Origin of the sequence: Syntrophaceticus schinkii (assembly GCF_000946815.1) — a bacterium.
GTDB classification, from domain to species: domain Bacteria; phylum Bacillota; class DSM-12270; order Thermacetogeniales; family Thermacetogeniaceae; genus Syntrophaceticus; species Syntrophaceticus schinkii.
The window spans coordinates 13150-39073 of the sequence record NZ_CDRZ01000241.1; the positions used below are offsets into that span (position 1 = coordinate 13150).

Consider the following 25924-nt stretch of genomic DNA (forward strand, 5'->3'; position numbering starts at 1 on the left):
GAGGCATGGATTACCGGTACCTGGAAAGGATGACCGATAACACCGGGATCATCCAGTTTGCGGTTTTGGATAAGCCAAACCTTAAGAGCGGCCATACGGTGGATGATAATGCCAGGGCACTCCTCGTTGCCTTGAATATGGAGGAAAAGAGCAGGGAGAGACTGTCTCTTCTCTATACACGTTTTTTAAAGGATGCGCAGCGGAAGGATGGAAGGTGGCGCAATCTCAAGGTGCAGGAAAGCTATCTTACTGATCTCGATTCCGGAGACTGCCAGGGGAGGGCGTTTCTGGCCTGCAGTATAGCTGCCTCCTGTGACCTGGAAGAGGTGAGCAAACCGGCCCGGGAGATGCTGGAAAGAGCAGTCCCTGCCATTACACAGCTCAAGTCCCCGCGCTCCAGGGCATATGCACTTCTGGGGCTGGTTCGCTGTACCGCACTTTTTGACAGAGAGGGTGGTGCTGCAGTAAAGACTGCCCAGGAGTTCTGTGATGATCTCGTCTACACTTATAACAGATGCAAGGGCCGCGGCTGGTACTGGTTCGAGGATCAGATTACCTATTGCAATGGGATTATTCCCCAGGCTCTGTTTGCCTGCTATTCTTTTAGTGGGAACAGCAGGGCGCGCACTATCGCAAGGGATTCTCTGGCTTTCTTGAGCGATAACCTCTTTGATGATGGTTACCTGAACATTGTGGGAAATAAGGGCTGGTGGCAGAGGGGTAAGGGAATTCCCCGCTTTGACCAGCAGCCTGTTGATGCCTGTTCGATGGTGTTGGCCTTCAAAGAGGCCTACCTGGCTACAGGGGAGAAGAAATATCTTGATTTGGCCAGGCTTGCCTGGAAGTGGTATACCGGGATGAATATCAATAAGGCATCCCTCTACAATCAGGAAACCGGCGGCTGCTATGATGCCCTTACCCCTGAGGGGGTTAATCTCAACCAGGGGGCCGAAGCGGTTCTTTCCTGGCTGTACAGCTCCCAGGTGTTGCAGAGCCTGGAAGGGAGTGAGGGAGCTGCAATTTCCACTGGGTGTTAATTACTGGCCGGCAGGTAAGGCGATGTACTGGTGGCAAGATTTTGATGCCGCTGAGGTGGAGCAGGATTTTAGCAGGCTGGCAGATGCCCGGTTTCAGGTGGTGCGGGTTTTTCTCACCTGGGAGGACTTCCAGCCTGCACCCAGCAGGGTTTCCACCGGGTGTCTGAATCACCTGGTTGCTGTTGCTGATGTGGCTGCCAACTGCAAGATAATGATCCAGCCGACCTTTTTCTGCGGCCATATGAGTGGAGTCAACTGGATGCCGGAGTGGATGCTGGGTGGCCCAGCCCGGGGGCGTTTCCCAGTGATCAGCGGCGGCCGGCTGCGCCATGCGGAGATCCGGAATTTTTACAGCGAACGGGAAATCATTAAGGCTCAGCAGCTGCAGTGCCGGGAGGTTGCACAGGCACTCCAGGGTCACCCTGCTCTGTGGGCCTTTGACCTGGGCAATGAATCCTCAAATTGTGTTATTCCCCCGGATCGCCAGGCAGCCAGGGATTGGCTGGCAGCTGTGGTGGGGGAACTGAAAGGGGTTTCCGGTCTTCCGGTCACCATCGGCCTTCATGCAGAGGACCTGGAGGAGGACCGTAAGCTGGGGCCGGCTGATGCAGCCCTTTACTGTGATTTTTTGTGTATGCACGGCTACCCTTTCTACCTGGACTGGGTGGACAACCCCCTTGATGCAGAGGTGCTCCCTTTTTTGGGGTTGATCACACACTGGCTGGGGGGTAAAAGGGTTCTTTTTCAGGAATTCGGGGTATCTGATCAGATACTGCAGCAGGAGTATCCCGGGGAAGTAGAAGAAGGGGGTGCACTGTATTATCGCAAAGCCTTGCACCTTTTACGGTCGGCGGGCATGTGGGGTGCCTTTGCCTGGTGTTACAGTGATTATCAACCACATCTTTTCGGGAAACCCCCCTTAAAGGAAAATCCCCATGAAAGACACTTTGGGTTATTTAAGGCTGATGGCAGCCCCAAAAAGGCAGTGAGCGTTTTTCAGGAATTGGCGAAAGAGATAAAAGGGGCAGCGGACCGCTGTGGTGTATGTGCTGCCGCAGATGTTTCCTGGCTGAAAGGGGAAGATCCTGAGCGGTTTTATGATAACCCGCTGGTTGAACTCAAAAGACTCTATAACGCGTGCAAGGGGGACAGTCCCCAGTGCATGTGAGCGATTGGTAAATTAGTGGTTGGTGGTTGGTCGTTGGTTGTTAGTCGTTAGTCGTTGGAAAAAGATGATACAGTGAGGACGGTTTATGTTGCATGCATCCTGAATACGGTGAATACGGAGACCGCACCAAATTCCGAGAGTAGAGTGCAAGGAGGATAGTCCCGGTGTATTTTGCGATGCCTCAAATCAAACTTGATGCATTTACACAGGGATCAGGAGAACCGTCCAAAATGAGATGTGGGAAGTGGGAGGTTGGAAGTGGGAATAGATGTCTGAGAGATCAAGAGAACCGTCCCTGTGATCTCTGAATGGAGGAGAGGATTTATGAAGATTGCCTTATTATCGCCAATTGCATGGAGAACACCGCCGAGGCATTATGGGCCCTGGGAGAGGGTGGTTTCACTCCTTTGTGAGGGCCTGGTGGAAAAGGGGGTGGATGTCACTCTGTTTGCTACCGGGGATTCTCAGACTGCAGGAAAGCTGGAGTACGTCAGCAAAAGATCCTATGAAGAGGATGACTCACTGGATCCCAAGGTTTGGGAAGCCCTGCACATTGCGCATTTTTTTGAACAGGCTGAAGAATATGATCTGATTCATAATCATTTTGATTTCCTGCCCCTGACCTACAGCAGGTTGGTGGATACACCGATGGTCACCACCATCCACGGTTTTTCCTCTCAGCAGATTCTCCCTGTTTACAAAGAGTACAGTGACCGGAGTTATTATGTCTCGATCAGTGATGCGGACCGCGATCCTCAACTCCCGTATTTGGCTACTGTTTATCATGGAATCGATCTGGAGTCCTTTGAGTTTGCACCGGAGAGAGGGGATTACCTGCTCTATTTCGGGCGCATTCATCCGGACAAGGGCACCTGTGAGGCCATTGAGATCGCCCGCAGGTTCCAGATGAGGCTCGTTATCGCCGGGATTATCCAGGATGAGGAGTACTACCGGGAGCAGGTGGCACCTGAGCTTGATCAACAGCGGGTGGTTTATGTGGGGCATGTGGGGCCTGAGCGGCGGAATCTCATGTTGGGCGGAGCTTATGCACTTCTGCATCCCATTAATTTCGCAGAACCCTTTGGCTTGAGTGTTGTTGAATCTATGGCTTGTGGTACGCCTGTGGTGGCTTTCGATAAGGGGTCGATGCCGGAGGTGATCAGGGATCAGGAAACAGGCTTTCTGGTCAAGGGCATCGATCAGGCAGTAGAAGCACTGGGCAAGATTCCGGAGCTCGACCGCGGAGCCTGCCGCCGCTGGGTAGAGAACCGCTTCAGCCGGGAGCGCATGGTGAACGATTATCTGGATGTCTATAAGATGATCCTGGAAAAGGAAAAGCCCGGGATGCGTTATGCAAACACACCCTGGGGGCGCTGGGAAGTCCTGTTGGATGCACCTGACCACAAGGTCAAAAGGATCACCGTGAATCCGGGCAAGCGCTTAAGCTACCAGAAGCACTTCAAAAGACAGGAACACTGGTTTATGGTTTCCGGACAGGCTCTGGTAACCCTTGACGGAGAGGGTATACCCCTCACCGCAGGGCAGTCGGTGGATATTCCACAGGAGGCAGCACACCGGATGGCCAATCCCGGGGAAACACCGCTCATCTTCATTGAAACCCAGACCGGCAGCTACTTTGGTGAGGATGATATTGTGCGCTTGGAGGATGATTACGGCCGTAAGTAGTGGTTGGTGAAGTGAGATGTGGGAAGTGGGAGGTTGGAAGTGAGAATAGATGTGGGTTCGGTGTTCGGTGTTCGGTCAAGACATGGGTAACACAAATGTCTCAACACATAGGGAACACTCCAGGCAAGAGAACCATCCCAGTATGGTTAGTGGTTAGTCGTTAGCCGTTGGAAAAAGATGATGGATTGTGCGAGGGGCGCGTGCAAGGGGGACTCCCCGGTGCAGGCGAACCCGCTCCCTTATCCAAACAAGTGAGACAAGAGAACCGTCCCCGCGTCTCACAAGTGAGACAAGAGAACCGTCCCCGCGTCTCACCGCGTCTCACTCTTTCCTGATTTCTTCTGGGATCAGGTCGCCCACACGCCCGGTTGCCAGACACATATAGCTGTCTGCGGCACCGTAGTAAACCAGGATCTCGTCATCTGCATCCAGGATCTCCTTGTCTTCAGCAGGAACTGCCCCACAGGTGAAGACCACATTGGGGATCCAGGTTTCTCCGGGTATGCCGATTTCATGCTCGGTTTCCGGAGAGAGGATGGGGTTGGGGGAGCGGTAGATGACTCGTTCCGGGTTATCCAGTGGAACCAGCATTACCCCTAACCTGTAGACGCGTTCTTTATCGACTCCATGATAGATCATCAGCCAGCCGTACTTTGTTTTGATCGGTTGAGAACCCGCACCGATCTTCAGGAAGTCCCACATCTTGCCGGGGCGCGGCCCCATGATGATCGAATGCTCCTCTTTGGGAACAGGAAACTCCAGCTTATCCATGTAGGATACCCAGATGCTGGGTTCGATGCGGTGATAGATGATATATTTGTCATTGATCTTTTCCGGGAAGAGGAAGGCATCTTTATCCCAGATATCCCGGAAGGCAAGCCCTTTGCGCTTCCATCTATAAAATCTCTTGTTGATGAAGTCATCGACGGAAATAGAGGCTGCCGCGATCTGGGCAATTACCCCGTCATAGGCGGTGTACAGCATGATAAGCTCGTCACCGATGATCACCACCCGCGGGTCCTCCACTCCCTTCTTTTCCTGTTCTGTCTGCGGGACAAAGATGGGATCCGGGAGTCGCTCCAGAACACGATAACCATCTGTGACAGCCAATCCGATGCGGGAAACCTCATCATCCCCGAAAGCCCTGTACAGAAGATAGACCTTATCCTTGATGCGCACTGCTGCGGCATTCAACACATACCTGCTTTCCCAGGGATTATCTTTGATCGGGTTGAGAATGGGGTTACCCGGGTAGCGCACCAGCGGCTTTGCCGGCGGATAGTCCTGAGTTTCCTGCACAACCACTGTGACATCCTTGGGTTTGATCCCCAGCAGGACATCCAGCAGGTCATCATCGGCTTTCCCGTCCCCAATGGACTGGGCAATCCGCTGCAGGATCGATCCGGGGTCAAAACCCAGTTCAGCATGGATTTCCTCCAGGAAGTCGTGGTTGAACCACCTTTCTTCCACATGGGAGGACATGGGGGTAGGGATTCCTGTTCCCCCCTTGGAACTGTAACTGGCCCAACTCCAGGCGGAGCAGGGAATAAAGGTACCATCCTCAAGAACCTGGCTCACCCCGTAGCCGTTACACATCGCTTTCAGCATCTGTGCCTCACCCGCATGACCGGTGAGTGTAATTTTCTGTGCCAGAATGCGCGCCGCTCTGACCAGTGCGCGGTGGTGGTAGTTTTCAAAGATATTATAAGCGGAAAAGGGAGTGGATTCGAAGCGACCGATGAGAGAGTTGCGGATCTTCAATCCCAGCTTTCTTCTCTCTTTGGCATAGGTTTGGTATAAGAGCGAATAATTCTGGGCGATCATGATCTGTCTGCCGATAAAGAGGAAGAAGCGCAGTTTGGGATATTTGCCTCCTACCCCTTTGCTCAAGGGGCTGATTACCTGTCTCGTTGTCAGCTTATTGAGATCGGAGATCTTGCCCAGCTTGAATGTTCCTTCCATGAAACTATCTCCCAGGATCAGGGGTTTGAGTTCAACCTCTTCCATATTCTCCGGATCCAGGTTATCTAATATCCACAGGAGTGTCCGGTCAGCCCACTTTCTCGTTTCAATCAAATTGGCCACGGTAACTGCGTCCCGCGGAAACATTTTACACAAGAGCTCACGTGGTGTATGGCAGCCCTTGGGGATCATGATATTTAACGGAGGGAACCTCATCAAGGCCTCCTCAAAGATCTCCTCTTTAATGCCGAAGATCCTTGGGTAGCCGAGCAGCTGGAAGATTCCTTCAACAGCTTGCCTGGTGCCCTCCTCTGTATAGACATTTCCAGGGGAGAGGTGATCCATCGTTTCTTCCAGAGCTTCCATAGTCTCTTCCAGACGGGAGGCGATGGCTCTGGAGTTGGAGTCTGCAGAGATGAGGAGATTATTTTCCAGGAAGTCATGGAATTTTTCGCTGTAGCGTGTCTGGAGCCGATTGAACAACCCCGCAGTCCAGACATCCTGGCCTCCTCGCCATTTAATGCACTTAGGAAGAACTATTGGTTTGCCGGGGATAAACTCCAGGTAGTCAGCAGGGATAAGTGGAGGCTTATGCTTCCATGACTTTTCTTTCCATCTCCTGATGAAGTTGAGACTGCCATGCAGGAAAAACCTTCGCTGCTCATCCTTTTTGCTTTCGGCGCGGCTGGAAAGAATGGCAGCCGCATAAGTGCTTTTTTCGCTGGCCAGTTCTTCCTGGAGGGCTTCCAGATGCTCCAGGAATCCAGCCATTCTTCCACAGAAAACAGCGGTGAGGGCCTCCAGAACATCTTCTTTTTTTGCATCCGGGGCAAAACTGTAGTGGGAGAGGAGACTGTATACGGTATTCGCCCAGGTTCTCCCATCCAGATGAAAATCCCGCGTCGGTGAGGTGACACTGCGCTCCAGTGCTGTAAACAATTCTTGCGGGCAGGCGGTGGCTAATAGGTCGCGGTACTGGTTGAATCCGTTTCTAAAGAAGTGGATTAGTGCCCTGGTATCATAGGTCTGGGCTGCAGGAACATCCTGGTGGGGCTCCAAGCCGTAGATGTCGGGTGAGCGCAGCACGACCCTCTTTTCTTTCCAAAACTCCTCCTCCCGCCGGATGCTTTCAAACATATATTCTGCAAAATCCTTGAAAACATAGGATACCTTATCCAGGGAGGCGTATTCCATCCTGAATCCTAAAGGTACCTCACAGATCCTTCTCTGTTGGATGATCGCTGTTGTGATCAGCCAGGGATCGATGCCAAAACCCCGGGTCTGATCCACCCAGAACTTGATGGCTGTACAGTATTCTTCCACCATATCATGGGAAATGGCATAGGTTCCGCTGATGGCGTCGGAAATCCTGTACCCGAAAAATGTTTCCAGAAGGGGTCCCAGGAAGAGTTTTCCTAACAGATCCTCAAAGTACTGTCTGCGAAAAGAGGTGAGAACCAGGTCGTAGCCATACTGGAGCGGTTTCAGCATGCGCTGTATCGATCCCGGCTGCAGCCCGGACCCCTTGCCGATGATATCCGCGGCTAAAATGGCCAGATCTGCCTCCAGCCTGTCGGCCAGTTCCAGGAGTGCCCTGATGCTCATTCCCCTGCCGTTGGCTCCCTCAAGCATTAAAAACTCCATGTGCGGTACCTGCAGCTTTTTGTCTTTTATAGCCTCCAGAGCTTCCTTGCCCGCGGGGTCCCCAGCACAGATAATGATTGCCTTATCTGTGGCTTTCATGCTAACAAGGCCGTCTTCTACCACTTTCAAAACCAGGGGAAGGGTATCGACCTCATTATAAAAGGGGATCCCTACCACCAGGTTGACACCTTCATACCTCCGGGCTTTTTCCAGGGGCCCGGCGATGCTTTTTTCAAAAAGTGTTTCGGAATCTAATATTCCCATTCAAAATCACCCACCTCTTTAAACTGCCTGACAGCATTTTTCATAATTTTGCAGATTTTCTCCAACCCTTGTGGTGTTTTAGCTTCACACCTGGCCACCAGGACAGGTTGGGTATTGGATGCGCGTACCAGGCCCCAACCTTCGGGAAAGAGCACCCGCACCCCATCCACATTGATAATTTCATACTCCCGACGGAAGTGTTCCTTGATGCCGGCGACAACTGCAAATTTTTCCTGCTCGGGGCAGGGAATTCTGGTTTCAGCGGTGGAGTAATAGTGAGGGATCGTTGTCAGGAGTTGGGAAAGGGGTTGTTCCGTTTTCGACAAAATTCTAAGAAGTCTTCCTGTTGCATAAAAGGCATCGTCATAGCCATAATATTCATCAGCAAAAAACATATGACCCGACATTTCTCCTGTGAAAACAGCTCCGGTTTCTTTCATTTTCGCCTTGATCAGGGAGTGTCCGGTTTTATAAAAGACAGGTTTGCCCCCCAGCCGCTCGATCTCATCCACCAAGGCCATAGAGCACTTAACCTCCACTATGGCCAGTTCTCCGGGGTTTTTGGCCAGGATCTCCCGCCAAAAGAGACACATCAGTCGGTCACCCCAGACCACCTCACCCTGGTCATCGATTACACCGATGCGGTCGGCATCACCGTCATAGGCGACTCCCAGGTCGGCTCCGTTTTTGAGCACTGCTTTCTTGAGCTCAACCAGGTTGGCGGTTTTCACCGGGTCCGGGTGGTGGTTGGGGAAGGTCCCATTGGACTCACAGTAAAGGGGAATCACCTCACACCCCCAATTATGCATAATCTTTTCAGCAAAGAGTGATGCAGTGCCATTGCCGCAGTCCACCGCAACCTTTAGGCTGCGTGGTCCCAGCTTAACTTTTTCTGCAAGCATCATTAAAAATGGTTCAGAGACATCTTTTACCTTCAGGGTGCCGCTGCCGGACCGGAATTCTTTGGAGATAATCATATTTTTTAAGCGCTGTATTTCCTCGCCGTAAATGGTGCCGGGGCCACAGGCTAACTTGAAACCATTATCCTCCGGGGGATTGTGGCTGCCGGTGATCATCACTCCGCCGTCGATCTTACAGTATTCCCTGGCAAAGTAAAGGATCGGTGTGACGACCAGTCCTATATCCACAACATGGCAGCCGGCATCCAAGAGTCCCTCCAACAGTGCTTTGTGCAGCCTTTCAGAGCTGAGGCGGTTATCCCTGCCCACCAACACCTTATTTGATCCGCTATCCAGGACATAGCTTCCAAAAGCCTGCCCGATCTCTCTTACCGTTTCATCGGTCAGGTCGCGGTCTGCATGTCCGCGGATGTCATACTGCCGAAAAATCTCAATATTCATCATAATGTCTCCTTATAGGCAGTAGTCAGAAAGTAAATTACTCAATTACTCAAGCCTGACCCCACCGTTTTCATAATATCTCCTTATAGCCATTTTCCTGCAGAGCCGTGATTACTTTTTTTAGTTCCTGGGCCTTCTGTTTATGGCAGATGAGTATGCTTCCCTCACTCTCCACAACAATCAGGTCATGAACACCTAAGGTGGCGACCATCTTATCTGAGTTTTGCACAAGTGTGTTGGTTGTGTCTACCAGCACACCGCGCCCTTCCATTATATTTCCATTGATGTCCTTCTCCTTATAGGACTCCAGAGCAGTCCATGAGCCCACATCATCCCAGCCGAAATCTCCGGGTATCACCAGGACTTCTCGCGCCTTTTCCATGACACCGTAGTCGATGGATATTCTGGGTAGCCGGACATAGACTTCCTGTAAAACCTGGGGGTATCTCGTTGTGCCTGCAACTTCTTCAATCTTTTCTAAGCCTTCTGCCAGGGAGGGGAGGTGCTCTCCGATCAGGTGCCTGATCACATCCGCTCTCCAGACAAAGATCCCGCTGTTCCAAAAATAATTGCCGCTTTCCAGGAACCCGACTGCTTGTTGGCGGTCGGGTTTTTCCGTAAACCGCTTTACATGATAGGAGGGAATTCCAGCAAAGTTCTGATAATACTGGCCTCTGGCGATATAACCGAAACCGGTTTCCGGGCGATTGGCTGTAATGCCGATGGTGACCGTGTGGTTTTCCTCAGCTGCGTCAACTGCACCTCTCAGGACCTCTAAAAAGCGGTCCTCATCAGCAATATAATGATCCGCGGGCAGCACAACCATTACTCCCGCGGCATCCTTCTGCTGGACAATTACTGCGGCAAGGCCAATAGCAGCGGCTGTATCCCGACCGCAGGGTTCGAGAATGATGTTACCCTCGGGGATCTCGGGCACCTGGTGCCTGACGATCTGTTGATGGCTTGCTGCTGTAATAATATAGATGTTTTCGGGAGCCAGAAACCTTTCCATCCTGCTGACTGTTCTTTGGAGCATGGTCTGATCCCCGATCAGCTTGAGGAACTGCTTGGGAAGGCACTGCCTGCTTTTAGGCCAGAACCTTTCTCCGCGGCCCCCGGCCATAATCACGGCGTGGGTCATGAGATCACTCTCCTTTCCGTCATGTATTAATTTATCATTGAATGTTCTATGGGATAGTCTGATAAGGGTTTAATGTGTGAGATGGTGAGGCATGTCCGGCGACTGTCTAAAGTACTCAACTATAGATAACCCCGCGGGTACCTGTGATAGCGCAAATATGAAACTATATAGAATATAATAGAATATATCCTTTCGAAACAATGGTTAAATACTTCATCTAGACTGTTTAAAACTGTTTAGACCAGATTTATTATACATAATACCACTATATCCAGATAAAAACAACTCAAGCGCAAGCTGGTGCGCAAACCGGTGACTGTCCCCATTTTGCCTCTTATGATCCCTCAATAGCATGAAGAAAAAAGATGATCATTTTAAAGGGAAAAGGGAATAATTCTTTAGCAATAAAAAGAGGATATTTGCTTAAGATGTCAAAATTAAGCCTTGTGTCCTTCTGTTTGTAACTAAAGAGATAATTCTTATAGAATATTTCATCTGAGGAGTTGAATTTTTAGTGGAAAATAATGATCGAAATAAAAGCTTTATAGCTGATAGAGAAACCAAGAAGGTCCTGGAAAATATATTTGAGTTCTTTCCCGATCCAGCATTTATTATTGATAATTATGGTAGGGTTTTACAGTGGAACATCGCTATTGAAGAAATGACAGGTATAAAAAAAAAGGAGATAATCCGCAAGGGAAACTTCACCCATTCAGTTTTATTTTACGGTGAGCCACGGCCTGTACTTGCGGATCTGGTGCTATTAGAAGAACAAGAAAGGCAGAAGTACCTATCCTATTACGAAAATTTTGAAGAAAAAGGCGAAACCTTATATGGTGAGGTGTATACAAAAAACCTTTACGGTGATCAAGGGGCTTATATCTGGGCAAAGGCCTCTCCCTTGAGGGATCACCGAAAAAATGTCATTGGTGCTATAGAAGTTTTGAGGGATATCACTAGATTTAAGGAACTGGAAATCTCTTTTCGCCAGAAAGAGCAGCGTTTGGATATTGTGTTGGAAAACATGAGAGACATTGTTGGATATATAGATTTAGATGGAATAGTTCAACTTATCAGCCCTTCTCATAAAGATGTCCTGGGCTATGAAGAGGGAGAGTTTAATGGCAAATCTGTATTTAACTTTGTTCATCCAGAAGATATAGATGAAGTAAAACTTGCATTCAAAGAAATGATCGAAGATCATTCCCTGAAAAGAGTGCAGTACCGCTGTAAGCATTCGCAGGGGCATTATCTCTGGTTTGAAAGCATAGGAAAAAATACGAAGGACGAAAAGGGCAATATAACAGGTGTAGTTATCGGTACGCGTGATATCACTGACCAAAAGTATGCCGAACAGGAAAATGAAAGAACTTTGATGCAGCTGAGAAGTGCACTTGAAGGAATTGTCCAGGCAATAATAAAAACAGTCGAGACCAGGGATCCGTATACTGCCGGACACCAAAGAAGAGTTGCCCAGATCGCTTGTGCAATAGCCAAAGAAATTGGGCTTCCAAAAGACCGGATCGAAGCGACCAGAATAGCTGCACTGATCCATGATATAGGTAAAATTAATGTGCCTTCTGAAATACTGACTAAACCCGGTAAAATTGATGAAAATGAGTGGAATATTATTAAAACACACCCTGAAGTTGGCTATGATATTTTAAAAGAAATAGAGTTTCCCTGGCCGATAGCGGATATAATTATACAGCATCATGAAAGGATAAATGGTACAGGTTATCCGTCCGGCATGACAGGAGAAGAAATTTCCATAGAGGCAAAGATCTTAGCAGTAGCAGATGTAGTGGAAGCCATGAGTTCTCATCGACCTTATCGTCCTGCTCTGGGCATTGAGAAGGCCTTAGAGGAAATAACAGCAAAAAAAGGTTGAGTTCTTTTGGGATAACGCAGTAGATGCCTGTGTAAAACTGTTTCGGGATTCTAATTTCAGATTTCAGTGAGGTGACAGAGGGACGGGAGGTCATGAACGGATCATGGGGGCGGTTTTCTGGCACTTCACGTCTGTTCACCGTAGCACTCAATGGCTTTGATCCCTGTGTCGGTGCCGACCTGGCGTCTGGTTAAAATTGCAATTTAATTGGCTTCATGTTAGAATTACCCTTGATTTTGTACGGATGTGAGGCGGTAAATGTTGGAGAATGAAAGCAGAGAACGTGATGAAAGATTTATGAAAGAGGCGATCAAAGAAGCTTATAAAGCCGCCGCTAAGCTGGAGGTGCCTGTGGGTGCTGTGGTGGTGGCAGGGGATGAGGTGATCGCCCGCGGCCACAACCTGAGGGAAAGGCTCGGCGATCCTACAGCCCATGCCGAGATTTTGGCTCTGCGAGAGGCTGCCTTAAGGCTGGAAAGCTGGCGCTTGAACGAGTGTACCCTCTATGTTACCATGGAACCCTGCCCCATGTGTGCCGGAGCGGCGATCCAGGGGCGAGTAGGCCGCATTGTTTACGGTGCCGCCGACCCCAAAGCCGGTGCTGCCGGGTCCTGTGTGGATCTTCTCAGCGAAACTTGTTTCAATCACCAGGTTGAGGTGAGTGGCGGTATCATGGAAGAAAAATGCGCATATGTCGTACAGGAATTTTTTCGCAGGCTGCGTTCCGGGGAAAAAAAGAACGAGTTCCAGGCAGAACCTGTGGAAGGGTGTTCTCCAGGGCAGGAATAGTGTGGTATGCCAGCGTTTAAATGACTTTGACAGTTAAGCGGGAAGCTTAGGATACTTTTACTGGTATTTAGCAATATGTATCGCTTGAATCTCTTTTGATCTTCAGATAATTTCAAAAGAGTTTTTACTTTTACCTTCCCATGCCTGAAAACGAGTATGCTTGTTAATGTGGATGTTCAAAAAGGTCACCTATTGGCAAAAGTAATAGGATAGGGATTTTGATTTTTAACCCTGAGTGGTTTTGCCGTGGGAACCCCTGCCTGTAGAAGTATATGATGTACCAAAAAATCTATGCGAAAAAGCTCGGAGGGTAAGGCATGACTCGCTCAAATGATAGAAAAGCACCGCCGGTAATGAAACAAGATCGCGCTAAAATTTGGATCAGAACAGTTATTTTTGCCGTATTCTTTACTCTTTTTGGCCTGGCCCTCTACCGGGATATTCAAATGAGGTATTTCAGTTACTTGTGGGCATTGATAACATTTTTGCCCTGTTTGGTCATCGGGTTTTGGATGTGCAGGTTGGTCCCCATGCAGGTTCATTCGGAATTCCAGGTTATAACTTTTTCTTTTGACCGCATCTATTTTGCACTTATTCTGACACTGGTTATTTTAAAGGCCATTACAGGGAAGGTGCTTTACATAACAGTCTTAGCCGATGTAATTATGTGCGTGATTTTAGGACTGATGGTTGGGCGGTTAAGTGGGATTTGTCTTCGAGTTCATGGTCTAAAGGGGAGATTTAGCAAACCTGATGGTTCTCGGTCCGGGACTTGATTTTGTGCGTCAGCATCCCATTGGGTCTATAAGTGCTGAATAGGATGGCGCCTTATTTCTACGAGCACAGTGATACGAATTATGAACTATCAGGGTGTAAAATACACAGTGCTATCATAGCGTTTACCTTTGGATTCTGCCTATCTTTGTAAGGAAGACCTACAGCACAGGTACCCGTTCATTCCTTTTCAATTTGGACAGCACCAGAGGGAGTTCCCAGGCTTAAGCATAGTCAGCATTTAAATGACTTTGACAGTTAAACTGGAAGCTTATATAATTTAATTGGTGTTTTAACAAAATCCGCCCCAGCGTTCGGGGCTGAACTGTCACGGGGACGGTTCTCTTGATCTATTTTAACTGAATTCCGTTTCTGTTGAAAACCGACCACATGGTCTGGAAAATTAAAACTTACGGAGAGGTGGCCGAGTCCGGTTGAAGGCGCTCGACTCGAAATCGAGTAAGGGGAAACCCTTCGTGGGTTCGAATCCCACCCTCTCCGCCAGATTGAACAGCTAAGGGTTTGACGGCTTTGAAAGAGCTGGTCAAGCCTTTTTTATTTTTTTATTAGGGATTGTTTTTCGGGAACTCATAGAGCGACGGATTGTTTAGAATCAATATCGCCATCGCTTATTTGCCAAAAATACTTTCAAATAACATCGTATAGTATAATAGCGTATTATCATGTCCAGGTTTGTAAATGAAACGCCGGCATTGTTAAGCTGTATGCTCGTAATGCCATCTAATTTGTAAGTATAGATCAGGCCTTTCTCTAAGTTGGCAAAATACAGCATTTTAGGCGTATAGAAGGCGAGTTGGTTTTCAGATATAAACCGAGAGTCCATTATATCACCACCCGATTTTATACCTGGTATTGTAAAATATTTGTTTTTGTCGTCGAGTGAAATTATTTTTCCGCTGTCGAGTAGGGGGGTGTGATAGTCATATTCCGAGACAAGCACAATCTCGCTGTTAGCGTTAACATGAAGTGTAATTTTATCCATGATCATGATGTTTTCAACGGTTCCGGTGCTAATGTGATAGCGGTAATAGAATAGGCCTTCCATGAGATTCAAAATTTTCCACTTCCGGGTGAGGATCGAGTATATTATTATAAACAACTTGATAATAAATATAGTCACCATAGCCCCCGCAAGATATAATTCTTTTTCCGGCGGCCAGGTTGCCCCCTTCAAAATATTTATAGGCACCAGCATTTACTATAATGTTTTCATTGCCCGGCCCAAAATGTTTATTTAGAAGCACTAAAAAGCTCTTACCATTATTATCATAGGTTACTATGATTCGCTGCTCTAATTGTGCCGTTGCGGAATCTCCTTCGAAAAAATGTTTCAGGTGTGGCCACGCATCCTTACATGACTCCGGCTTTGTTTTTCATCTTCTGCTGGTGTTGCCTGGGAATCATGGGTATCCACCTGGGATGTTGTATCCTGTTCTATCCACAAGTGCAGGAAAATATGGATCTTCTAGAGAACATATTTTTCATTAACCATTTTTATGGTGCTATGGTGCTTTTTAATTAGGGAGCGAAATGTACCCTTTATTGACAATCGTTCTGGCATTTCGGGAACCTATACAGATCATATTTCCAGTACGACTGGCCGTTATTGGGGGGTAAGGTAATGGGTTGGATTAATGGATTAAACCTGAGTATGGGCGGTATGGGCAATACAAAATTTTCTTTCTACATTAGCGGGTTAGGAAATGGTCTGCTCGGAGATTGTATCCACGAGTGCTGGTGTGTTGTAGGAATCTCAATAAAGAACCGTTTTTTCAACTATAAAGAGCACAATGAAATACTCGGCTTTGGAGAGGTGCAGTGTCTTCGGGACAGTCTCGACAGTCTGCTAAGGGACGAAATTACAGAAGACGTGGTATTGTCTTTTGTTGAACCGGATATTGAGTTTAAGTTGAATACGGCACTCGACTTGCGAACTCTTAAGAATGTTCTTTATGTAAAAGAGGGATACGGGATCCAGGACATTTCCGTGGATTTGGTACTAAACCTTACAGGCAACGGGGATTATTATATTTTGCCGTTCAGTCGAAGGGAAATAGAATTGTTGCTTGCATACCTAAATAAGGTAATTCCGCAACTTGAGTTGCAATGGGAAAAGGCAAGAAGCTAATTTTGGGAGTAAAGTGTTACTGTAGCGCGAAGCCCCAAATTGTCCCTGAAAAAAATAACGAGTTGATGTTTCCGCAACTTAGTTCAAGGCGCATAAGAGCAATTGTATAGCGCATTTTCGCAGTAGTACCAAGTTGATGGAAGTAGTTTTTAAGGAGTGATATTGAATGAGCAGGAAAGAAAGGGGTCCGGAAAGGCTTGATCTGCGATCAATGGATATCAGTGCTGACAACAGGGCAAAGCTGAAACAACTTTTCCCTTCAGTTTTTACTGAAACGAGAAATGAGAAAGGTGAACTTGTTGAAAGCATTGACTTCGAGAAGCTTAAGGCTGAGTTAGGCACTTTCAGCGACCTGTTTGAAAGCCGCAGGGAGCGCTACGGTATGGATTGGCCTGGCAAAAAAGACTGTCTAAAGATTATACAGCAGTCATCCATAGGAACTCTCAAGCCCTGCCAGGAGGAATCGGTCAACTTCGGCACCACTGAAAACCTCTTTATCGAGGGCGACAACCTGGAAGTACTCAAACTCTTACAGAAGTCTTATTATGGCAAGGTCAAGATGATTTATATCGATCCACCGTACAACACCGGCAAGGAGTTTATTTATCCGGATAATTATCAAGAATCTCTGGATACATACCTTTCTTATGCTGGGTTGGTGGACGGTGAGGGAAAAAAGTCTTCCACTAACACCCCCAATGAAGGCAGGTTCCATACAAAGTGGCTGAATATGATGTATCCCCGTCTTTACCTGGCGCGTATCTTACTACGGGAGGATGGGGTGATTTTCATATCGATTGATGATAATGAAGTAAGTAATTTACGGAAGTTATGTGATGAGATTTTTGGGGAAGAGAATTTTGTAGCAACAATTATATGGCAAAAAGTCTTTTCACCTAAAAATACAGCAAAACATTTTTCTGAAGACCATGATTATATATTGACTTATGCCAAAAACGCTGAAGTATGGGTGCCCAACCTGTTACCACGCACAAAATCTATGAAATCAAGGTATCGCAACTCGGATAATGATCCTCGTGGTTCTTGGTCTTCATCGGATCTTTGTGCTCGTAATTATTATGGCGAGGGAACATATTCAGTTATTTGTCCGTCTGGTCGTGTAATTGAAGGCCCCCCAAAAGGTACTTATTGGAGGGTATCAAAAGAAAAATTTGAACAACTTGATAAAGATAATCGTATCTGGTGGGGCGTTAATGGTAACAACATGCCTAGATTAAAGCGTTTCTTAAAGGAAGTTAAGCATGGAATTGTACCACAAACTTTGTGGAGGTATAAAGATGTTGGGCATACCCAGGAAGCCAAAAAGGAACTGCTTGCACATGTTGCCTTTTCCTCATCGGACTCAGTTTTCGATACTCCTAAACCCACGCGGTTAGTTGCCAAAATGCTCCAAATTGCTACCAAAGATGACGGCGGGGATATTGTACTAGATTTCTTCGCTGGGTCTTGTTCTGCAGCTGAGGCTGTATTTAAACAAAACATATATGATAATGGCAACCGCAAATTCATCATGGTACAGCTTCCCGAGTTAATTGAGGATCGTCACTTACAATCAATTGCTGACATCGGCAAAGAGCGTATCCGCCGGGTGATCCAAAAGATTGAAGAGGAGCAAGCCGCTAAAGAGAGAGAAGCCAAAGGACAATTGCCCGGATTTGAAGAAAAGCAGCCAGATCTCGACCTCGGCTTTAAGGTTTTCAAGCTTGATAGATCTAATTTCAAAATATGGAATGATACCGATGTCGACATTTCGGAAAAAGAATTGGTAAGACAGCTTACTCTCTTCATCGACCATATCGATCCCGAGGCTAAACAGGAAGACATTCTCTACGAACTACTATTAAAAGCGGGCTTTATGCCTACTGAAAAAGTAGAAAAGCTCGAAATGGCGGGTAAGACGGTCTTTTCCATTGCTGATGGGGCATTGCTAATCTGTTTGGAAGATGAAATCACCAGCGAACTTATTGATATGGTAGCGGAAGCAGAACCGATGCAGTTTATCTGCCTGGACCAGGGTTTCCAGGGCAATGACCAACTTAAGGCCAATGCAGTGCAGACCTTTGCCGCCCGCAGTCAGGGTCGGGATAAAACCGAACAGATTGTGTTCCGGACGGTATAAGGGGGGATTTATAGATGGGTGCCAATAACTACAAAAAAGGTGATATGCTGCCGCCGAAAGGGCAAATATTGCTATATCAAACCGAAGATGGTCGTCAGCGGATTGAAGTACGGCTGCAGGATGAAACAGTATGGTTAAGTCAGCGTTTGATGGCTGAACTGTTTCAGGTGGGTGTCAATACTGTGAATTATCATATTAAAGAGATTTTTGCAGATGGTGAACTTATGCCTGAGGCAACTATTCGAAAGTATCGAATAGTTCGAACCGAAGGGAAACGGGCTGTTGAACGTCAGATTGACTTTTATAATCTCGACATGATTATCGCTGTGGGTTACCGGGTTCGCTCGCATCGGGGCACTCAATTCCGCCAGTGGGCAACTGAGCGGTTGAGAGAATTCATAATCAAGGGTTTTGTTCTGGACGATGAGCGGCTTTCTGAACCTGGAGGTATCGACTATTTCGATGAACTACTTGATCGCATACGGGCCATTCGTGCCTCCGAAAAGCGCTTTTATCAGAAAGTACGAGATATTTATACACTGAGTGCAGACTATGATCCGAAAAGCCCCATGACTCTGGAGTTTTTCGCCACTGTGCAAAACAAGATGCTTTATGCTGCTACTGGTATGACTGCTGCTGAGCTGATTTATTCCCGTGCAGATTCCTCGAAGCCCAATATGGGCCTTACTACCTGGAAAGGGGCAGGCCGGGGAAGGCAGCTAACAAAACAAGATACAGAAACAGCTAAGAACTATTTGAATCAAGAAGAAATGAAGATGTTGGGGCTGTTGGTTAACCAGTACCTGGATTTTGCAGAGTTACAGGCGCGGCAGAGGAAAGTTATGTATATGGCTGACTGGAAGGTTAAGCTTGACGCTTTTTTGAAGCTCAATGACCGAGACATACTGACACATGCCGGAAAAATATCCGCAAAAATTGCCAAAGAACTGGCACATGGTGAGTACAATAAGTTTGCAAAAAATAGACAGATGATTGAAGCGGACAGGGCTGATGAGGAACTTCGCAAAGCTGTTCTGAAGCTGACGGGGGGAGAAGAGGAATGAAGCTTAAATTTGAACCCGACCTGGAATTTCAAATAGATGCAATTCAATCTGTAACGGACCTCTTCAAGGGATTGCCGCCGAAACAAAGTAAATTTGAAATCAGTCCCTGGAAACCGAATGGTGCGATCTTTAACGATCTGGGTGTAGGCAACAGCTTAATGCTAGAAAAAGATCAGCTGCTAATGAATCTGCATACGGTTCAGGAACGGAATCTTGTCCCCAAATCCCGCTTTTTGATAGGCGAAGGAAATCCTTATTTGTTCCCTAATTTCTCTGTGGAGATGGAGACCGGTACCGGAAAGACCTATGTTTATCTGCGCACCATTTTCGAGTTAAATCGCATGTACGACTTTAAGAAGTTTATTGTTGTGGTACCATCGGTGGCTATTCGTGAGGGTGTTTTATCTTCTATCAAACTGATGTGGGAGCATTTTAAGGGGTTGTATGATCATGTTCCCTTTGACTATTTTGTTTACAGTTCCGGTGACCTTTCCAAGGTGCGCCAGTTCGCAACAAGCAATGAAATCCAGATTATGATCATCAATATCCAGGCGTTTCAGAAGGATGCCGGGAATATTGATGACTATTCTAAATTAACAGATAGCCAGCGTAAAAAATTAAATGTCATTCACCAGGAACAGGACAGAATGTCAGGTCGTCGACCGATTGAGTATATCCAGGCTACCAATCCAATTGTGATCATTGACGAACCACAGAGTGTTGACAACACTCCCAAGTCCCAGCGGGCAATTAGGACCCTGAACCCCCTGTTTTGTTTGCGCTATTCAGCTACCCACACCAATCCGTATAATCTGCTCTATAGGCTTGACCCCATTCGGGCCTTTGATATGCGATTGGTCAAACAGATTGAAGTGTCCTCAATCCGCGCAGAGGATAATTTCAATGATGTTTTTATTCGTATTGATAATATCGGTTATGCCAAGAACGCTAAGACTCCACATGCCAGGGCGTCGATCCATATAGACACCAAAAACGGGCCAAAGGAAAAGGAAATTACCCTAAGGCAGGGAACTGACATCAGCCGACAGACCAACCGTCCAGGATATGACGGCTATATTGTAACCAATATTTGTGCTGAGAAAGGACTTGAGCATGTGGAGTTTGCCAACGGAAAAACCCTTGCGCTGGGGCAAGAAGAGGGGGGCATGGGCGATGAACTGCTCAAGGCTCAGATCCATCAAGCTGTTGAGGAGCATTTCAAGAAGGAGTTAAGGTTTAAAGGCAAGGGGATCAAGGTCCTTTCACTTTTCTTTATAGACAAGGTGGCAAATTATCGCTGGTATGATGAAGAGGGCAACCCTCATCAAGGAAAGATAGCCAGGTGGTTCCAAGAGGCTTTTGACGAAGTTTCTCAGAAGCCAATCTATAAGGGTTTGCTTCCTTTCAGCGTAGATGAGCTGCATGACGGGTATTTTTCAGTTGACAAAAAAAGAGGTAAGGTTGTTGGCTTGAAGGACACCAGTGGAGCGACCAAAGCCGATGACGAAACGTACCAGTTGATTATGAGGGACAAGGAACGGCTGTTATCCCAGGATGTTCCTCTTCGCTTTATCTTTAGCCATTCGGCCCTAAAAGAGGGATGGGATAACCCAAATGTGTTTCAAATCTGTTCTTTGCGTGAGATGGGCACTGAGCGCGAACGCCGACAAACTTTGGGCAGGGGTCTGCGCTTGCCGGTGAACCAAAATGGGGAGCGGGTCTATGATGACAATATCAACCGGCTGACTGTAATTGCCAGTGAATCCTTTGAGGATTATGCACGGGGACTACAGGAAGACATTGAAAAGGATGTCGGAGGCGGGTTTAAATTCGGGCGTATAGCAAAGATCGCTTTTGCCAGGCTGATTGACAATACTACTGAGCAGCCTATTGGACAGGAAGCATCGGAAAAGATTTGGCAGACACTGGTAAAGGAAGGCTACCTGGATAAACACGGTGATATCACCGACAAATTTATTCCGGAGAAAGAGGGCTTCCGGTTGGAACTTCCTGCCGAGCTTGAACCGCTGCGCATGGCTATTACCGATGAGATGAGGCGCTATATTTTCAAGAACCGTGTTGTAGATTCCCGGCAGCGCTGTACTCTAATATACAACAAGCGCATTGAGCTGAATGAGGAGTTCCAGGTTATTTGGCAAAAGATCAATAAGAAAACCCGGTATTCGGTGGAATTTGATACAGATAAGCTTATTGCATCTGCTGTTGAAAAAATAAAGAAGATGGAAAAAATCCAGCCAGTGCGGATTTTAATCGATAAAACAGCAGTAGGTATCAGTGAAGCAGGTATTGAAGGGGGAAGAGTCTTGGAGAGCCGCACTAAATTTGCCAGGGGTCACCGTTATCTACCGGATATACTTTCTTACCTGCAACGGGAAACCGAACTGACCCGGGGTACACTGGTGGAGATACTTAAGCGATCTCATCGTCTGAAGGAATTTACTGTTAACCCCCAGGCCTTTATGTCGGAGGTGGCAAAACTGATTAATCTGGCTCTAAAAGAAATGGTTGTTGACGGTATCAAGTATGAGCAGTTGGAGGGGCAGCGTTACGAGATGTGTTTATTTGAAAATAAGGAGATCGAAGAGTATTTGTCCCGTCTCTATAAAGTGCATAGCAAAGATAACCGTACACCGTATGACTACATACCTTACGATTCCGGATTGGAAGAGGAAATTGCAAAAAGGCTAGATTCCGACCAGAACGTAAAGTTTTTCTGTAAACTGCCGCGCTGGTTCACTGTGCCAACACCTCTGGGGGATTATAATCCCGACTGGGCAGTTGTCACGAAAAATGAAGAGAAGCTCTATTTGGTGCGTGAGACCAAGAGCACCCATGATCGTTACGGGCGCAGAGAAACTGAGAATCTCAAGGTGGACTGTGGTCAAGCTCATTTTGATGCGCTTGGTGTTAATTTCAAAGTGGCTACAAGTATTCATGAGGTGTTGGCGGAGTAACTAATATACAGAGAGATGGTCAACTGCCTTGATTCGAAACCGAGTAGGTTGTAATGAGCGGTCTTGAATCTCACCCTCTCCGCCAGATTGAACAGCTAAGGGTTTGACGGCTTTTGAAGAGAGCCGGTTCAAGCTTTTTTTTCATTAGGGATTGTTGTTTTGTGCATAAAAAAGTATGCTAATAGCTCCACCCAATGTTGTACCTAATTGGTAAGGTATTTGGTGAAAGTTGTCAACATAGGTATCGTATGCTATTTTATATAAAACCCCGGTAAATGATGAGGTGATAAATATGAGGCGCAGCACCGTATGGGTATTGTTGATTATTGCTCTGCTTGCTGCTTTTGTTCTTAGTTCTGGCTGCAGGGAGCAAACTAAGACCCCTCTGATAGAGCGGCAGGAGGAAGCACCACCCCGACCAGTGCTCTGTGCCTTTTATGTCAATGGCCGTGGGCAGGGCTCTTCCTATGATTCCCTTCAGGAGCACAAGGAACTGATCGATGAACTGTCCCCACTCTGGTATCGCCTGCAAGGGAACGGGACACTTGATGTGGAGGTGGATAGTGAGGCACTGGCATTAGCTCGGGCAGAGGGCATCAAGACCATCCCCCTGGTCGCTTTGACTGGCAACAAGAACAGTGTTGTGCTTACCGATCCGGTGATCAGGAAAGCGGCAGTGGCCAATATCAGCAGAGTAGTTCGGGAAAATGGTTATGACGGCATTAATCTGGATCTTGAAATGATCATAACTGCCGGCAGGGACTACAGTGCTGAGAGGGAGGGATTGGTGGCTTTATTAAAAGAGCTGCATAAAGAATTGAAGCCTTTAGGGAAGCGCTTGGATGTTTGTGTGACTCCTCCTATCGAGCCACCTTCTCACCTGGCACCCCTTTATGACCTCCCGCATCTTTCTCAGGCAGCAGACAGGATAGTGATGATGGCTTATGATTTCCGCCATAGTGGAAGTGTACCTGGGCCTGTGGCGCCTCTGTACTGGGTGGATGCGAACCTGAAAGAAGTTCTGGCAATGGGTGTGCCATCTGAGAAGATATCCCTGGGTGTCGCAGCCTATGGCTATAACTGGATGGTCGGGGGTACCAGGGCAATCGCAGAGGGAAGCCAGGAAATAAAGGAATTAGCTGCCAGGCGGGGCAGGCAGATATCCTGGGACAAGGAAAACCAGGTACCTTATGTCACCTATTCCGACCCTCAGGTCGGGGAAAGAGTGGTTTGGTTTGAAAATGGGGTTAGCGCCGCCAAAAAATTTGAGCTAGTCAAGAAATATAAACTGGTGGGTTGTTCTTTTTGGCGGTTAGGTTTTGAGGATGAAGACTTTTGGGATCAGAACCAGAGAGTATTGGAGTGAGTGCAGTTTATCTGTTTGGACCAGGGTTTCCAGGGCAATGGCCAGCTTAAGGCCAACACAGTACAGACCTTTGCCGCCCGCAGTCAGGGTCAGGATAAAGCCGAACAGATTGTGTTCCGGACGGTATAAGGGGGGATTTATAATGAGTCGTATCTGGTTGAGATAATCAACCTTTAACGGGGTATTATTGCTGTTTTCCGTTGCGTGGAGCTACTAAATAACTTATTATTGAGTTATAGAAAAGAGGGAGGGGGTTTTTTTGAAAAAGAAGCATGCGGCAGTTATAGGGATTATTTTGTTATTGTTAATACCGGTTTTATGCTTATGCAGTGGTTGTGCCAGTAAAAGCGTGGAAAACAGCACCCCTCAATATGATTATGCCAGGAGTGGGGAGGATAAATCTTCAGGATCAGAGATTGCTCAAATAGGAGATTCAGGGCAGCCTCAAAATAATAATATTGAACAGAAAATTATCAAAAACGGCAGTTTAACCATTGAAACCAATGACATTTCCCAGGCAGAAGAAGAAATTGTCAGTTTAACAGAAAAATATGAGGGTTATATTAATGACTACAGCCTAAATGTACAGAAGAGCAAAAAAGTTGTCTTTATGGCTGTCAAGGTTCCCCAGAAAAACTTCGAGAAGTTTTTTTCAGGGGTCAAAGAGATCGGAAAAGTAGATCATTCACAAATAACAACTAGAGATGTAACAACAGAATATATCGACCTGAAAGCAAGATTGGAAACACTGGAAGCCCAGGAAAAAAGATTAGTCGAAATGTACAGCAAAGCCTCAACTATTGAAGAGATGCTGAAGATAGAAAATGAGCTTACCCGCATCAGAACTTCCATTGAAAATATCAGCGGACAAATCAAGTATTTGGACAACTCAACTGACTACAGCCTCTTAAACATCGAATTGTATCAGAAGTTGGACATATCCAGTACAGCAAAATTAAGCTTTAAGGATGGATGGAATCTATTTATAAACTCCATTACACTGCTCGCTAAAGGAATTTTGTTAATCTGGCCTTTTATTATACTGGCAGGTATTGTTTATGGTGTCTATAGATTTAAAAAACACAAACAAAAACAGGAATAATGGAGTGGCAGGCGGTACTACAGGAACGGAACCGTTAAGCCTGAGCGGCGGTGTCATCCGGGGTAAATGTGGCGGGCGGTACTACAGGAACCGAACCCTGTCCCCAAATCCTGCTTTTTTAAAGCCATGCCTGTTATGGCGCGGGGGGAATGTCAAACAAAATTAAATATGACCCAGTAGTGGCAGATGCTGCCGGCGATAATGAACAGATGGAAGATTTCATGAAAACCGAGGCCGGACGGAAGATTCGGCCGCTTTAAACCATAGATTATGGCTCCGATAGTATAAAAAACGCCGCCGATCAACAGCCAGGCAAACCCAGGAACAGTGAGCGCGGTGAGCAGCTGCGGCAGTGTCACGATGATTAACCAGCCCATAACTGCATAGATCAGGGTGGATAAATACCTGGGTGCATTTAGCCAAAATCCTGTGACGATAACCCCGGCGACTGCCAGCACCCAGATGCTGATCAGTAAAATTTTTCCTTGCACGCCTCGCAAAGAGATCAGGCAAATGGGGGTGTATGTGCCTGCGATCAAAATATAGATCATCATATGATCTATATACCTGAGCACTTTTGTTACCTGTTCAGAGATGAGCAACAGGTGGTAGAGCGCGCTGGCTGTGTATAATAAAATGAGGCTTATGCCAAAAATAATGAATGCAACAAGATATAAAACAGAGCCATAATTTAAAGCACGCCTGATCAGCAAACCCAGCCCAGCGACTGATAATACGGCACCGAATAGGTGAGAAAATCCGTTAAATGGTTCTCTTACTGTCATGAAATCACTCGATTGATCTTTGGTTTAACACGATCCATCCAAGAAGCTTTGATCTCTTAAAGCCTAAGCGTAGGTGGTGGGTTGTGTCACTAAAACAATGATATCACTTTTGAGTTATATTTAGCAAAGAAAATACCTTTATTATATGTGGGATCAAATGGGGTGGGGGCAGCAAATGGCAGCTGTTTAGCAAGGGGTGTGTAAAATAAGGCGTATTGCTTGAATTATCTCCCGTATGGTATCGTCTGCAGGGTGATGGCGCCCTGGAAGAGAATGTAGATGACGAGGCATTGGCTATAGCAAGGGAAAGCGGCATCAAGGAATCATTATGGAGTGAAGTGCGAAAAAAAAGGGGCACGGCAAATTCATGTAGGAAGTAAATGGGTGTAAAAGTTGCTGGACAATCAACCAACTATGAATTAAGCTATAGCTCAGAAGTATATGTGGAGGGGATACTGATGAGCGAAAGCTTATATCAAGGGAAGTTTTTTGATTATTTTAGCGGATTGAACGATAGTAGAATGGAAGGGAAGATATGGCATCGATTAACCGATATCTTATTCATCGTGACCTGCGGAATTATTTGCGGCTACGATGAGTTTGAGCTTATCCATTGTATGGGCTAA

At 46.9% G+C, this 25924-nt stretch carries 20 protein-coding genes and 1 tRNA gene; 16 read left to right on the forward strand and 5 right to left on the reverse strand.

The genetic code is table 11. The annotated features are described in order from the left end of the window. Nucleotides 1–5 precede the first annotated feature (5 nt). From SSCH_RS09710 to SSCH_RS09720, 3 genes are all read left to right on the forward strand, one after another. A complete protein-coding gene (locus SSCH_RS09710) occupies nucleotides 6–1037 on the forward strand; it encodes an AGE family epimerase/isomerase (RefSeq protein ID WP_044665286.1) in 1032 nt (343 codons plus the stop codon). Continuing rightward, nucleotides 1006–2205, forward strand: coding sequence for a glycoside hydrolase 5 family protein (locus SSCH_RS09715; protein ID WP_156972221.1), 1200 nt, complete (start codon nucleotides 1006–1008; stop codon nucleotides 2203–2205). Before SSCH_RS09710 ends, SSCH_RS09715 begins: the two co-directional genes overlap by 32 nt. Nucleotides 2206–2529: 324 nt before the next feature. Next, complete coding sequence (locus tag SSCH_RS09720; RefSeq protein WP_044665288.1) at nucleotides 2530–3891, forward strand: glycosyltransferase; 1362 nt, start codon at nucleotides 2530–2532, stop codon at nucleotides 3889–3891. A gap of 321 nt (nucleotides 3892–4212) precedes the next feature. On the opposite strand, the gene SSCH_RS16755 is transcribed toward SSCH_RS09720, so the two are convergent. The 3 genes from SSCH_RS16755 to SSCH_RS09735 all read right to left on the reverse strand — a co-directional run bounded on the left by SSCH_RS16755 (nucleotide 4213) and on the right by SSCH_RS09735 (nucleotide 10263). Further along, the gene (locus tag SSCH_RS16755; protein ID WP_052835537.1) at nucleotides 4213–7761 is read right to left on the reverse strand and encodes a glycoside hydrolase family 130 protein; all 3549 of its coding nucleotides are present in this window, start codon (nucleotides 7759–7761) and stop codon (nucleotides 4213–4215) included. Then, the gene (locus SSCH_RS09730; protein ID WP_198142368.1) at nucleotides 7749–9128 is read right to left on the reverse strand and encodes a phosphomannomutase/phosphoglucomutase; all 1380 of its coding nucleotides are present in this window, start codon (nucleotides 9126–9128) and stop codon (nucleotides 7749–7751) included. The genes SSCH_RS16755 and SSCH_RS09730 overlap by 13 nt, the downstream gene beginning before the upstream one ends. A gap of 64 nt (nucleotides 9129–9192) precedes the next feature. Further along, the gene (locus SSCH_RS09735) at nucleotides 9193–10263 is read right to left on the reverse strand and encodes a mannose-1-phosphate guanylyltransferase (RefSeq protein WP_044665290.1); all 1071 of its coding nucleotides are present in this window, start codon (nucleotides 10261–10263) and stop codon (nucleotides 9193–9195) included. A 514-nt stretch (nucleotides 10264–10777) separates the two neighbouring features. On the opposite strand from SSCH_RS09735, the gene SSCH_RS16760 reads away from it, so the two are divergent. The 4 genes from SSCH_RS16760 to SSCH_RS09755 all read left to right on the forward strand — a co-directional run bounded on the left by SSCH_RS16760 (nucleotide 10778) and on the right by SSCH_RS09755 (nucleotide 14221). Continuing rightward, complete coding sequence (locus tag SSCH_RS16760) at nucleotides 10778–12154, forward strand: PAS domain S-box protein (protein WP_052835538.1); 1377 nt, start codon at nucleotides 10778–10780, stop codon at nucleotides 12152–12154. A gap of 258 nt (nucleotides 12155–12412) precedes the next feature. Next, the gene (gene tadA / locus SSCH_RS09745; RefSeq protein ID WP_044665291.1) at nucleotides 12413–12943 is read left to right on the forward strand and encodes a tRNA adenosine(34) deaminase TadA; all 531 of its coding nucleotides are present in this window, start codon (nucleotides 12413–12415) and stop codon (nucleotides 12941–12943) included. Nucleotides 12944–13260: 317 nt separating this feature from the next. Further along, nucleotides 13261–13719, forward strand: coding sequence for a hypothetical protein (locus tag SSCH_RS09750; RefSeq protein WP_044665292.1), 459 nt, complete (start codon nucleotides 13261–13263; stop codon nucleotides 13717–13719). A gap of 412 nt (nucleotides 13720–14131) precedes the next feature. Continuing rightward, nucleotides 14132–14221 (forward strand) — tRNA-Ser (locus SSCH_RS09755). A gap of 109 nt (nucleotides 14222–14330) precedes the next feature. Here SSCH_RS09755 and SSCH_RS09760 read toward each other — a convergent pair. Continuing rightward, on the reverse strand, nucleotides 14331–14927 hold the full coding sequence (locus tag SSCH_RS09760) for a hypothetical protein (RefSeq protein ID WP_198142364.1): 597 nt from the start codon (nucleotides 14925–14927) through the stop codon (nucleotides 14331–14333). Nucleotides 14928–15359: 432 nt separating this feature from the next. On the opposite strand from SSCH_RS09760, the gene SSCH_RS09765 reads away from it, so the two are divergent. From SSCH_RS09765 to SSCH_RS09790, 7 genes are all read left to right on the forward strand, one after another. Beyond that, on the forward strand, nucleotides 15360–15866 hold the full coding sequence (locus SSCH_RS09765) for a WapI family immunity protein (protein WP_044665294.1): 507 nt from the start codon (nucleotides 15360–15362) through the stop codon (nucleotides 15864–15866). 166 nt (nucleotides 15867–16032) lie between these two features. Then, nucleotides 16033–18006 (forward strand): site-specific DNA-methyltransferase, encoded by a 1974-nt coding sequence (locus SSCH_RS09770; RefSeq protein WP_044665295.1) that lies wholly within the window; start codon nucleotides 16033–16035, stop codon nucleotides 18004–18006. A gap of 14 nt (nucleotides 18007–18020) precedes the next feature. Next, nucleotides 18021–19070, forward strand: a complete 1050-nt coding sequence (locus SSCH_RS09775; protein ID WP_052835539.1) for a virulence RhuM family protein — start codon at nucleotides 18021–18023, stop codon at nucleotides 19068–19070. Continuing rightward, complete coding sequence (locus SSCH_RS09780) at nucleotides 19067–22045, forward strand: restriction endonuclease (protein WP_044665296.1); 2979 nt, start codon at nucleotides 19067–19069, stop codon at nucleotides 22043–22045. Before SSCH_RS09775 ends, SSCH_RS09780 begins: the two co-directional genes overlap by 4 nt. A gap of 292 nt (nucleotides 22046–22337) precedes the next feature. Beyond that, nucleotides 22338–23411: a glycosyl hydrolase family 18 protein gene (locus SSCH_RS09785; protein ID WP_044665297.1), complete on the forward strand. Its 1074-nt coding sequence runs from the start codon at nucleotides 22338–22340 to the stop codon at nucleotides 23409–23411. Continuing rightward, entirely contained in the window at nucleotides 23412–23540 is a 129-nt protein-coding gene (locus SSCH_RS21030; protein WP_269746172.1) for a hypothetical protein, read from the forward strand. 130 nt (nucleotides 23541–23670) lie between these two features. Continuing rightward, nucleotides 23671–24513 carry a DUF4349 domain-containing protein gene (locus SSCH_RS09790; protein ID WP_044665298.1) on the forward strand — a complete coding sequence of 281 codons (843 nt, stop codon included), beginning with the start codon at nucleotides 23671–23673 and terminating at the stop codon, nucleotides 24511–24513. A gap of 152 nt (nucleotides 24514–24665) precedes the next feature. Here SSCH_RS09790 and trhA read toward each other — a convergent pair whose 3' ends face one another. Further along, nucleotides 24666–25298, reverse strand: coding sequence for a PAQR family membrane homeostasis protein TrhA (trhA, locus tag SSCH_RS09795; RefSeq protein ID WP_044665299.1), 633 nt, complete (start codon nucleotides 25296–25298; stop codon nucleotides 24666–24668). A gap of 215 nt (nucleotides 25299–25513) precedes the next feature. Here trhA and SSCH_RS18335 point away from each other — a divergent pair, with 215 nt between their 5' ends. Together SSCH_RS18335 and SSCH_RS17625 are read left to right on the forward strand one after the other, a co-directional pair. Continuing rightward, entirely contained in the window at nucleotides 25514–25678 is a 165-nt protein-coding gene (locus tag SSCH_RS18335; RefSeq protein ID WP_156972225.1) for a hypothetical protein, read from the forward strand. Further along, nucleotides 25679–25924: a transposase family protein gene (locus tag SSCH_RS17625; protein WP_084711076.1), complete on the forward strand. Its 246-nt coding sequence runs from the start codon at nucleotides 25679–25681 to the stop codon at nucleotides 25922–25924.